Annotated in this window: 10 protein-coding genes; 7 read left to right on the top strand and 3 right to left on the bottom strand. The window is 32.6% G+C overall.

From position 1 onward, the window contains the following. Positions 1–116 precede the first annotated feature (116 nt). The gene (locus ABDZ69_RS03820; protein WP_343766783.1) at positions 117–1,376 is read left to right on the top strand and encodes a dicarboxylate/amino acid:cation symporter; all 1,260 of its coding nucleotides are present in this window, start codon (positions 117–119) and stop codon (positions 1,374–1,376) included. Between the two features lies 1 nt (position 1,377). On the opposite strand, the gene ABDZ69_RS03825 is transcribed toward ABDZ69_RS03820, so the two are convergent. Then, the gene (locus tag ABDZ69_RS03825) at positions 1,378–2,055 is read right to left on the bottom strand and encodes a GntR family transcriptional regulator (protein WP_343766786.1); all 678 of its coding nucleotides are present in this window, start codon (positions 2,053–2,055) and stop codon (positions 1,378–1,380) included. 199 nt (positions 2,056–2,254) lie between these two features. On the opposite strand from ABDZ69_RS03825, the gene ABDZ69_RS03830 reads away from it, so the two are divergent. From ABDZ69_RS03830 to ABDZ69_RS03845, 4 genes are all read left to right on the top strand, one after another. Then, a complete protein-coding gene (locus ABDZ69_RS03830) occupies positions 2,255–4,192 on the top strand; it encodes an FAD-dependent oxidoreductase (RefSeq protein ID WP_343766789.1) in 1,938 nt (645 codons plus the stop codon). Between the two features lie 2 nt (positions 4,193–4,194). Further along, positions 4,195–4,491, top strand: coding sequence for a 4Fe-4S dicluster domain-containing protein (locus ABDZ69_RS03835; protein ID WP_343766791.1), 297 nt, complete (start codon positions 4,195–4,197; stop codon positions 4,489–4,491). Between the two features lie 17 nt (positions 4,492–4,508). Continuing rightward, positions 4,509–5,510 (top strand): M42 family metallopeptidase, encoded by a 1,002-nt coding sequence (locus ABDZ69_RS03840; RefSeq protein WP_343766793.1) that lies wholly within the window; start codon positions 4,509–4,511, stop codon positions 5,508–5,510. A 105-nt stretch (positions 5,511–5,615) separates the two neighbouring features. Beyond that, entirely contained in the window at positions 5,616–6,515 is a 900-nt protein-coding gene (locus tag ABDZ69_RS03845; protein WP_343766795.1) for a radical SAM protein, read from the top strand. 35 nt (positions 6,516–6,550) lie between these two features. Here ABDZ69_RS03845 and ABDZ69_RS03850 read toward each other — a convergent pair whose 3' ends face one another. Next, positions 6,551–7,414: a LysR family transcriptional regulator gene (locus ABDZ69_RS03850; protein WP_343766798.1), complete on the bottom strand. Its 864-nt coding sequence runs from the start codon at positions 7,412–7,414 to the stop codon at positions 6,551–6,553. A gap of 271 nt (positions 7,415–7,685) precedes the next feature. On the opposite strand from ABDZ69_RS03850, the gene ABDZ69_RS03855 reads away from it, so the two are divergent. Continuing rightward, positions 7,686–8,624 carry a DMT family transporter gene (locus ABDZ69_RS03855; RefSeq protein WP_343766799.1) on the top strand — a complete coding sequence of 313 codons (939 nt, stop codon included), beginning with the start codon at positions 7,686–7,688 and terminating at the stop codon, positions 8,622–8,624. An 89-nt stretch (positions 8,625–8,713) separates the two neighbouring features. Here ABDZ69_RS03855 and ABDZ69_RS03860 read toward each other — a convergent pair whose 3' ends face one another. Beyond that, on the bottom strand, positions 8,714–9,604 hold the full coding sequence (locus ABDZ69_RS03860; protein WP_343766801.1) for a LysR substrate-binding domain-containing protein: 891 nt from the start codon (positions 9,602–9,604) through the stop codon (positions 8,714–8,716). Positions 9,605–9,977: 373 nt separating this feature from the next. On the opposite strand from ABDZ69_RS03860, the gene ABDZ69_RS03865 reads away from it, so the two are divergent. Beyond that, positions 9,978–12,536 (top strand): FAD-dependent oxidoreductase, encoded by a 2,559-nt coding sequence (locus ABDZ69_RS03865; RefSeq protein ID WP_343766803.1) that lies wholly within the window; start codon positions 9,978–9,980, stop codon positions 12,534–12,536. Positions 12,537–12,556 lie beyond the last annotated feature (20 nt).

Here is a 12,556-nt window from a genome sequence, read left to right on the forward strand (position 1 = left end):
CTCTATTATATTATAGCAGTTTATACAATAAATTCAGCATTAAATACAATAAAAATAGCAAATATAGCGAATATAATAATTAATAAGAATTAAAGATTTATAGGAGTTGAATATGTATGGAAAGTTTTTTTAAGAATTATAAAATATCTTTAGTGCTACTTTTATCAATATTACTAGGAGGAGTAATAGGCGTTATTTTAGGACCAAAGGCTACGGCACTTGAACCTTTTGGGCAAATATTTTTAAACTTAATGTTTACTATAATAGTACCGTTAGTGTTCTTTAGTGTAACGTCAGCCATAGCTAACATGAGTGGCATGAATAGATTGGGAAAGATAATGATAAATATTGCAATAATTTTTGTAATTACTGCATTGATATCTGGTATATTGGCTATTGTAGGGGCATTAGTTTTTAATCCAACTAAAGGCTTAAATGGTGAAACTATTAATACTATTTTATCTGGAGCAACAGGGGAAATTGGTAAGGAAGCTCACCAAATGTCCTTATCACAACAGTTAGTAAAGACAATTACAGTAGGGGATTTCTCAGGATTATTTTCAAAAGGAAACATGCTTCAAATAATTGTTTTTTCAGTATTGCTTGGAATAGCAATAGCATTGGTTGGTGAAAAAGCAGCAAATGTAAAAAAACTTTTAAATGAAGCTACAACTGTAATGATGAAGATGGTGGAAATTATTATGTACTACGCTCCAATTGGATTAGGGTGTTATTTTGCTTCCGTTGTAGGGCAGTTAGGAACGCAGATATTGCAAGGGTACTGGAAAGCTTTTCTCTTATATTTAGGGTTGACAGTAATATATTATTTTATATTTTTTAGCATATATTCATATGTATCAGCAGGAAAAATGGGTTTTAAAGCATTTTGGAAAAATTCTATTTCACCAACAGTGACAGCCCTTGCCACTTGTTCTAGTGCGGCATCAATTCCGATTAATCTTGAAACTATCAAGAAAATAGGGGTTCCAAAGGACATAGCAGAGACTGTAATTCCCCTTGGAGCTAACACACACAAGGATGGCTCTGTTATTGGTGGAGTGATAAAAATAGTATTTCTATTTGGTTTGTTTGGAAAAGAAATTAACAGTATTCCAGTACTTTTATCAATACTTTTAGTAAGCTTTTTAGTAGGAGCGGTTATGGGAGCAATTCCAGGTGGTGGAATGATTGGAGAGATGCTTATAATAAGTGTTTATGGGTTTCCTCCTGAAGCACTTCCTATAATAGCTGTTATTAGCACCATCATAGATGCACCAGCCACAGTGTTAAATTCAACAGGAAATATAGCCTGTGGTATGTTAGTTTCAAGATTTGTTGATGGAAAGGAGTGGATGAAGAATAGAGATGCCTTGTGATTTATAAAGGCATCTCTTTATGTTCTTTATTTTTGATATTATCTAATAAGTAGCTTTTCGCATGGGCAAAGTGACTTTCCATAAGTGAGGCCGTTTTATCAAAATCCATAGCTGTAATGGAGGATACAATAGCTTTATGTTCTTTAAAAACCATTGATTGTGTAACTGTGAAATTTTGGTATATAGTTGTTAATATGCTAAATTGACTTCTTATGTTTTTTGAAGCGTTATATAGTCTTGAATTATCAGCATATCTAAAAAAGATATCATGAAAATTATCTGAATGTAATTTAAAATCCCATATGTTTCCTGCTTCTAGTGATTTTTCTTGTAATTCAATGCAACTATTAAGTTCATATATAATATCATCTACTTTTTCACTTTTCAAAGCTAAATTTAGCGCAGCTAAATCTAAATATAGACAGAAGTCATAAATTTCTATAATATCGTTTTCGTTAATATCAATTACTTTTGCGCCCAAATTTGTTATATGATCAATTAACCCTTCTTGACTTAGTCTATTTAAAGCCTCCCTAATTGGTGTTGAACTTGTATTGAATTTTTCTTTGAGAATTTTTAAAGTTAACTTTTCTCCACATTTAATATTTTGATTGATAATATCTTCTCTTAAAATTGTATAAATTTGATCTGCTAAAGTCATTCTCACTACAGTTCTCATTATCTTACCTCTTTAAATGTTAATTATATTTTATAATTGTCTCTATTATATTTTATTATAATCATCTTTATATTAAAACTCAACGATAATGTTTTGCAATATGTATTTTGCATTTTGCAAAATACATATTGCACAATGCAAAACCCTATGTTAGCATTAAATTACAGGATAAACAGTGAAAGTTTGAAAGGAGAAATAAATGTATAATTTTAAGTGGCCTTATCCTTTAGAATGGAATAAGGAAAAAACTATAAATGCAGATGTTCTCGTTCTTGGAGGTGGCATTGCAGGATGCATGGCTGCCATTGCTGCTGCCAGACGTGGTCAGAGTGTTGTACTGGTAGAGAAAGGTGCAACGAAGAGAAGTGGTGCAGGTGGTTCAGGGTGTGATCATTGGGAATCTGCTGCTACTAATCCATGTTCAAAAATAAGTCCAGAAGAGCTTACAAAGGCCATGCTCAATGATAATGAAGGTTTTAATAATGGTATATCTCATTACATTGAATGTCGTGAAGGATATGATAGACTGCTAGATATTGAAAAAATGGGTGGAAAGATAAGAGATACAGAAGATGAGTTCAAAGGAGCAAAATTTCGTGATGAGAATACTAAGCTCATGTTTGCTTATGACTATGAAAATAAATTCACGTTAAGAATATGGGGTTCAACATTTAAGCCTGCTATGTATAATGAACTTAAAAGTCTAGGTGTAAAAATCTATGACAGAATTATGATAACATCATTGCTAACTGAAGATGGGAAGCAAGGGGGCAGGTGTATTGGTGCAACGGGTATTCATACTAGGACAGGTAAGTTCTTTGTTTTTAAAAGCAAGGCCAGTATTATGTGTATGTCTAGGCCTGCACGTATATGGTTATTTTCCGCTTCTTATCCAGGTTTGTGCGAGTTTAGACCAACTCAGTGTATTGGAGATGGACATGCAATGGGATGGAGGGCAGGAGCTGAATTTACAATGATGGAAAAATCAGTAGGGGCAGAGTTTTCAGCTTCAGGAAGAAGTTATCCTCCTTACGGTGCAGGAAATAATCATAATACATGGTACCCTGCATCTATTGTTGATTCGAATGGAAGAGAAATTCCCTATGCAAATAGAGATGGAAGCATATTAAAAGATGTGGAGGATAGATTTAAACCCTCAGAAGGTCAGAAGTTTTTCCTAAAAGGAGGATGTGTAGATTATCCAAAGTATGAATATGAAGGACCAGAAACCTTATCTTTTTCAAAAATGCTAGAAGAGGGTTATAAATTACCTTTTTATGCTGATTTATCAGCGTTACCAGAGCTTGAAAGAAAGGTGATTTGGGGAATGATGGTAGGAGAAGAAGGAAAGACAAAGGTTCCAATTTATAAAAACTATAAAGAGGCAGGTTTTGATCCCGAAAAGCATCTTCTTCAATGTTATGGAACTGGATGGACCTCTGCTGATTTTCTACCACAGGAAAGACAATTATTTGGGCTTCCAGGTGGATTTTTAAATGATTGGACATTAAGTACAAACCTAAAGGGGTTATATGTGGCAGGGGATTCTTTATTTGCTTCAAATTGTTTTGGACATGCAGCAGCTACTGGTTACTATGCGGGAAGACATGCAGCAAAATATGCGGAAACGAATCAGCTAATAGAAATAGACAAGGGCCAGGCAGAGATGGAAAAACAGAGGGTGTATTCACCTATAAAAAACAATCCTCAAAATAGCGTAGGATGGAAAGAATTAAATATGGGTATATCTAAAACCATGCAAAATTACTGTGGAGAAATTAAGCGAGATGAACTATTAAATATTGGATTGGCAAGGTTAAAGGAATATGAAGAAAAAATTATTCCAAATACTTTTGCTTATAATCCTCATGAACTTGTTAGGTTACTTGAAGTTTTTGATATACTCACTGTATCCCAGCTTATTATACAATCCTGCTTGGAGAGGAAAACAAGTTCAAAACCATTATGTTTTAATAGAGGTTACAGTAAAGAAATGAACAAAGAAAGAGATAAAAAGTTTATTACTTTAAAACAAGTTGATAATCAAGTAGTTAGTAGAGGGCTAGGACTTAACTATTTTGGTGATTTGAAAGGAAATTATGAGTATTATAATGAGGACTATGTTAGGGGGGAATAAGGGTGGATAATAGAACAAATTATATGTTGCCAGAAATGCCTATATCTAATCCTATAATATATAACAAGGACAAATGTATAGGATGTAATAGATGCGTAGATATATGTCAAGTAGACATACTAATTCCAAACCCTGAAAGAGGTAAGTCGCCTATTGTGGCATATCCCGGTGAATGTTGGTATTGCGGATGTTGTGTAATGGAGTGTCCCATAGAAGGAGCTATAAAACTTCGTCATCCATTGATGAATGAAGTTCATTGGATTGAAAAAGATCAATTAATAAAGAAACAGAATTATTAAAGAGAGGGGCAATTATTATGATTTTAAAAGAAATAACTCAGGCCTTTGGAGTAAGCGGTTACGAAAGAGAAGTAAGAGACATTATAAAAGAGGAAATTAAGGACTATGCAGATGATATTTTAGTTGATGCTTTAGGTAATTTGATTGTATATAGAAAAGGTTCGGGAGCAAATAAAAAGAAGATAATGCTAGCGGCGCATATGGATGAGATAGGTATTCAAGTAACTAAAGTTGAAGATAATGGAATGATTAAGGTAAAATCCTTAGGTTTTCTTTGGATTCCAACCACATATATGAGTAGAGTTAAATTTAGAAACGGAACAATAGGTATTGTTTCAAGTACGGTAAAGGTAGAAGATTTAAAAAATGATTTTACCAAGCTATATATAGATATTGGAGTTAAATCAAAAGAAGAAGCCTTAAAACATGTAAAGGTTGGAGATGTAGCTTCCTATATAGGAGAATATGCTGAACTTAAAGATAACAATATCACTGCAAAAGCATTGGACAATAGAATAGGTTGCTACATGCTGATTGAGGCTTTAAAGAAGATAGATAATCCGTATAATGATACTTACTTTGTATTTACAGTACAAGAAGAAGTAGGTTGCAGAGGAGCCATAGTGGCATCAGAAAGAATAAAACCTGATTTAGGAATAGCTGTTGATATTACACCAGCTCATGACTATCCTTGTGATTTGGAAGGAAGTAATAAGGTTGGTGAGGGGACTGCAATAAAGGTATCTGATACCTCAGTAATTTGCGATGAGTACCTTGTAGGGGAAATGGTAAAATGCTGTGAAGAAAATAATATAAAATATCAAATGGATGTGATTTATGTTGGGGGTACTGATGCAAGTTCTATTAATAGGTCCAACTTTGGAGTGAGAGCAGGAGGAATATCTGTTGTAACAAGATATCCACATGGACCAAATGCAATAGTAAATATGAAGGATGTAGAGGCGTCTATTGAATTACTAACTAAATATATAGATAGAGAATTTAACTTTGAATATTAATAAAAAATCCTAATGGAAGCTTTATTTATTTAAAAATTTTATTGACAAAACATAAGAAGGGAATATAATAAATTTAGTAATTTAAAGGCAAAGAGGTTACAAAAGATGAATATGTTAAAAGAATGTAGATTATGTCCTAGAGAATGTGGAGTAAATAGAATAAATGGAGAATTAGGTTTTTGTAAAGCAACAGACAAGATTATGATATCAAGAGCGGAGCTTCATTATTGGGAAGAGCCTTGTGTTTCAGGAGAGAAAGGATCTGGCACAGTATTCTTTTCAAACTGCAACTTAAAGTGTGTGTTTTGTCAAAATCACTGTATAAGTCAAGAGGGGCTAGGAGTAGAAGTTTCCATTGAAAGACTTAGTAAAATATTTCTAGAGCTTCAAGGAAAGGGAGCTAATAATATAAATTTAGTAACTCCTACTCATTATGTACCCCAAATAATTGAAGCCTTGAAACTATCGAAATTGGAAGGATTACATATTCCTATAGTTTATAATTCTAATGGATATGATAACATGGACACATTAAAAGCTTTAGAGGGATATATAGATGTATATTTACCGGATTTAAAATATTGTAATCCTAAATATTCTACCAGATATTCAAAGGCAGAGGATTATTTTAAAAAAGCTTCTTTAGTTATAAAAGAGATGTATAGACAGGTGGGAGAAGCAGAATTTGATGAAAATGGTATAATAAAAAAGGGAGTTATAATAAGGCATCTTATGATTCCAGGACTATTTTTTGATTCTAAAAAGATTATAAAATTCATTTATGAAAGCTTTGGAGATGATGTGTATATAAGCATCATGAATCAATATACGCCTATGTTTAAAGCTCCAGAATATGAAGAAATAAATAAGTTTTTAGATTCAAGGCATTACGATGCAGTTATAGATTACGCTTTGGAATTAGGAGTGAAAAATGCTTTTATACAAGAGAGTGGAACTTCTTCAGAGGAATTTGTTCCAGACTTTGAAAGCTTTATTGGAATATAGTTATTTGGACTTACTGTTATAAGTAAGTCCTTTTATTATTTAAAGGTTTTTAAAAAGTTTCTAGCGGGAACAGATAAATATTTATTTTTAAGCCATATTATAGCTGTTTCTGTCATTAAAGATGGTTCATTGATTTCTTTGTGTTTTAAATTTGCAGTTGAAATAAGATCCACCCAAGTAGCTGGTAAAACGGCTATACCCATTCCGCTATTTGCCCAAGATAGCATTGAACGAACGTCATCTCCTACGCAAATTATTTTAGGTTCAAAGCCTATTTTTTCGCAGGCTTCTATTATTAAATTTTCGTATCTTCTATCTACTAATAAAGGTTTATTTGCTAGTTCTAATAAAGTGATATGTTCATTAGACTCTTCCCAGAGAAAATCACTATTAGTTGCAGCTACCATGGGTTCCTTAGGTAAATATATGGATTCAAAAATTTCAGGATTTAAAGGAGTTCTTATAATTCCTATTTCTATCACTCTATTTTTTAATAATTCTAGTATTTCATATGTACCACATTCACGTATTTTAAAGCTTATATTAGGATGGTTTTTATGAAAATTGTCAATTCTATCGTGTAAAAGAGTAGCACCAGCAGTTGGAATAGTACCTATTGATAAGGTTCCTTGAATTCCCTCATTAAAATCCCTTAATTCTTTAACGGTGGTATCGGTTAATTCTATAATTTGTTTTGCTCTACGTTTTAGCATTAGACCTGCATCAGTTATTTGAAATTTTCTGGTAGTTCGTTCTACTAATTTAACATTTAACTCATCCTCAAGAAGTTTTAATTGTTGACTTAGGTAGGGTTGAGCTATATGTAATCTTTCAGCAGCTTTAGTTATGTTTCCTTCCTCAACTATGGCAAGAAAATAGGTAAGTTGCCTGTTATCCATAATAATCACTCCACACAAGTTATTTATATATATTTACTTATAAGTATAATACTTTTTAGATATTTTTAATATATATTATTCCTTGATATAATTATATCATGATAAATAAAAAATAAAAAATTACAGGTTTGATTATACACCGAAACACTGGTTGGTAGTTGCATCTGTCAAGTAATAAATGGGGAGGCGGTAAAACTGTCTCCCCTCCACCTTTTATATGAATGCCAATGTTATAAAAAGTTTGGTATAATAATTATGGTGGTGAAAATAAATGAAGAAATCAATTTTACTAGGAATAGCAGCATCCTTCTTTTTCGCATTCACCTTTGTACTTAATAGGCAAATGAACCTTTCAGGTGGAAGTTGGATTTGGAGTGCATCATTAAGGTATATTTTTATGTTGCCAATTTTATTTGCAATTGTAGGGGCAAAAAATGAACTATCATATGTTTTAAAGGATATAAGAGAAAAACCCATGGAATGGATTTTGTGGAGTACTGTTGGATTTGGATTGTTCTATGCTCCCTTATGTTTTGCTTCTGCGTATGGAGCATCATGGATGGTGGCAAGTACATGGCAAATTACAATTGTGGCAGGGGCATTACTTTCCCCATTATTTTATGAATCCGCAGAAACTGAAAATGGCATTATAAAAAATAGAAATAAAATTCCTAAGAAATCATTGAAAATGTCTTTAATAATTTTGGCAGGAATATTTTTAATACAGTTACAACAAGCTGTAGATGTGTCTTTTTTAAAAACTCTTATGGGAGTAATACCTGTCATTATAGCTGCTTTTGCCTATCCTTTAGGCAACCGTAAGATGATGGAAGTTTGTGATGGAAAGTTTAATACATTTCAAAGGGTGTTTGGAATGACACTATGTAGTATTCCTTTTTGGATAGTATTATCTACCTTTGGGATATTAAAAGTTGGACTACCAGGTAAGGAACAGATTGTACAAGCTTTAATGGTATCTATTTTTTCTGGAATTGTTGCAACTATATTATTTTTTAAAGCTACAGACATGGTTAGAAGTGATTCTCACAAGCTAGCAGTAGTAGAAACAACTCAAGCTGGTGAAGTTATATTTGCTCTTTTAGGAGAAATATTTATATTAAATAGCGATTTTCCTACAGTACTAGGGCTAATTGGAATAATGCTTGTAGTTATAGGAATGATTTTAAATAGCCTCACATCTTCGGAGTGAGGTACATAACAAATAGAAAACTAGATTTAGATATTATTTAATCTAAATCTAGTTTTTTATTTATTACTGTCAATTTAAAAACCTTTCCGTTAACAAAATCCTCTCTTAGATGATTTAATAAATTTAATAAACTGCATTTCATAAGGGTTTAAGTTATAATCGCTTTTGAAAGCAGCATAGTAATCTGAAGCTATGTCTAAGTTTTCTATTTCTATGTTTTTTAAAGTGCCTTCCCTAAGTTCCTTTTTAATGGTAAGTTCAGGTATAAAGGAGATTCCTTTTCCAGATATAACGGATGCTTTTATTGCCTCCATGGAATTAAGTTCATATATTATGTTTAAGTCTTCAATGCTAATATCCTTGCCAGCAAGACTATCTTCTATATCCTTTCTAACTCCAGAGCCTTTTTCTCTAAAGATTAAAGGAAGTTTTTTTAACTCTTGTACAGTTATTTTGTCTTTCATCAAGGGAAGAGAGGTTACTAAAAGCAGCCTGTCCGAAGTAATTTTTTGAGTTTTAATATTAGGGTTTGTACTACTGCTTTGTAGTATACCTATATTTACATTTCTATTTATAATGTTATTTATTACTTCATCTGTATTGCTTATTTCAAGTTGTATGTTTACGTCTTTATTATCCTGTTTAAAAACGTATATGCTACAAGGAAGAGCATATTCCCCAACTGCCTTGCAAGCTCCTATTATTAAATTCTTTTTATTGGTTTTAAGGTTTTTTAAATCTCTTTCTACATTGTCTTGAAGTGAAATTATAGTATTTGCATAGTCAAATACTATTTTGCCTGCTTCAGTCAATTCAACACCTTTATTGCTCCTGTTTAACAGACTCACTCCTAAATCCTTTTCTAAGCTTTGGATTTGCATACTGAGACCAGGTTGAGTGAGGTGAAGTACTTTTGATGCCTTAGATATACTATTTAATTTTACTGTAACAAAAAAAGATTTTAAGTATTGTATGTTCATAATATCACCTATAAATATTCATTATATTAGTTTGATAGTTGAGTAACGAATTGTAAACATAATTTAACAATTAAAAATTAACAATAAATCTAGAAGCTTCAATGAAATTCTCCAATTTATTGTTAATTTTTAATCTATAATTGTTAATTTATTTTAAATTTATTATATCACATGTATATAAAAAAATCATATAAACTTATGCCATAAGTGGAATATATGGGTATAATCTTTGTTAATTATAAGACATACTTATATACATAAATAAGCTTTATTATATTTTTCACCTTCTATGTAATATAATTATTAAGGAATGTGATTAAAAAAATTAATTTTTTGTTTGATATATAACAAACAAAATACATAGGAGGTCAATATGAATAAAGTTGTTTATCCAAAAGAAGTTTTAGATAAAATGAAAGAGATAGTAGACAACTGTATGGGAGACGCTGCGCCTTATTGTGAAGCAACTTGTCCTATGCATACTGATGTAAAAACATATGTTAATTTAATAGGAGACGGAAAAGGCAACGAAGCCATTAAAGTTATAAGAGAAAAGCTTTTTTTACCAGGAACTTTAGGAAGAATTTGCGCTCATCCTTGTGAAGAAAAGTGCAAAAGAGGAGAAATGAGAAATCCTATGGCTATAGCTGCACTGAAAAGATATGCAGCAGATAATTTCGATAATGAAAAAAATTGGGATTTAAACATAGAAAGTGAAAATGGTAAAAAAGTAGCTGTTATAGGTGCAGGTCCAGCAGGCGCACAGGCAGCTCTTGACTTAAGAAAAAAAGGGTACAAAGTTACCGTTTTTGAAAAACTGCCTGTGGTTGGGGGTATGATGAGAGTTGGTATCCCTGAATATAGATTACCAAGAGAAGTTATAGATTTTGAATACAGCCTATTAAACAAGCTTGGCGTAGAAATGAAAATGGGAGTAGAGATTGGTAAGGATATAGCTTTTGATGATATAAAGAAAAATTATGACGCCGTAGTAATAGCGGTAGGTGCTCATAAAGGTGGATTAATCCCAGTAGAAGGAAGTAATCTTGTAGGAGTTACTAATGCAGTAGACTTCTTAAGAGATGCAAGCCTAACTCATAGGGTTGATGGAATAGGTAAAAGAATTGCAGTTATTGGTGGAGGTAACGTTGCTATAGACGTAGCTAGAACTGCTAGAAGAATAGGTGTGGAAGAAGTTCACCTTGTATGCTTAGAAGATAAAGCCCACATGCCAGCTCACACTTGGGAAGTTGAAGAAGCTGAGGAAGAAGGAGTTGTAGTTCACGATGCCTTTGGACCAGATGAAATACTAGGAGCCGATGGAAAAGTAAGTGGCTTCCAAGTTAAAAAATGTGTAGCTATATTTGATAAAGAAGGAAAATTCAATCCTCAATTTGATTTAGACAATAAGAAAGTTTTAAATGTGGACAATGTAGTATTTGCAGTAGGTCAAGCTGTAGACAACGCTTTTGCAGGAGATAAGCTAGAAACAACTAGAGGTGGAAGATTTGTAGTAGATCCTGTAACTCTTCAAACTAAAGATGCAAAAGTATTTGTTGCAGGGGATGCTAGTGGAAGATCAGTTATAGCCATTGAAGCTATGGCAGAAGGAAGAAAAGCTGCTACTTCCGTTGATAGATATTTAAATGGAAAAGATATGACCATAGATAGAGAAAATGAAGGAAGCTATGAAACTCATTTAGAAACAACTATAAAAGAAGATGAACAAAATCTTCCAAGGGTAAAAACTAAGCAGTTAGATCCAAAAGAAAGAATAAAAAGTTTCGTAGAAGTAGACCTTGGATTTAACAAAGAAGATGCATTAAAAGAAGCTGCAAGATGTTTAAAATGTGAATGTAAGCTTTGTATGAAGGAATGCGTAATGTTAAATGATTTCTGTGAATGTCCAAAGGATTTATTCAAAGGAATATTAGAGACTGGAGAAATTGATCCTAAAATACCATATTCCTGTAATATGTGTAGCCAATGTACACTTGCTTGTCCAAAAGACTTTAAGATGAGCGATAGATTCATGGAAATAAGAAAGAAAATGATCGTAGCAAATAACGGTAAATCACCAATGAAGGGACATAGCGCTATTGAAATGCATCAAATGCTAGGTTTCTCAAAGGTATTTAATACAACAGTTGAAGATAGCAGAGAAGCAAAGGTTAAAAGAGTGTTTATTCCTGGATGTTCCTTACCATCCTATAACCCTGAAGCTGTAGGTAATATATTAGAATACTTACAACAAAAATACCCGGGAACATCCGCTATATTAAAATGCTGTGGAAAGCCAACAAAAGCATTAGGACAAGTTGATAAGTTTAAAGAAAGATATGGAGAACTTCAAGCAGAAATAGATAAATTAGGAGCAACAGAAGTAATAGTTGCATGTCAATCCTGTTATTTAACAATAAGCGAATGTAGCCCTAACTTGAAGGTAAGATCCCTTTGGGAAGTACTACCTGAAATAGGTCTTCCAAAAGAAGCTATAGGAGTAGGTAAAGGCAGTGACATAACAATTGCTATACATGATTCCTGTCCAACAAGAAATAAGAGCTCAATACATGATGGAATTAGATGGGCTATGAATGAAATGGGATATAAAGTAGAGGAACCACCTCACACAAGAGAAAATACTAGATGTTGTGGATTCGGAGGAATGGTTGTTCCAGCTAACCCAGAATTAGCATTAAGAATCATGAAGAAGAGAACAGACGAAGTTAAATCAGATTACATGGTTACTTACTGTGCAGCATGTAGAGAATCCATGGTTAAGGGCGGAAAGAAGGCTGTTCATATTCTGGACTTAGTATTTGGAGGACAGTATAATTCTAAGAGAGAATTCCCAGGACTCCCAGGTGGGCCAATAAAGAGCTGGGCAAATAGATATAAGAGTAAACAAGAAATGAAGAAGAGAAAAAAATAAAGTTTTAAGGAAAAGAAAAT

This window comes from Clostridium malenominatum, from assembly GCF_039521365.1.
Classification (GTDB): Bacteria; Bacillota; Clostridia; order Clostridiales; family Clostridiaceae; genus Clostridium_AW; species Clostridium_AW malenominatum.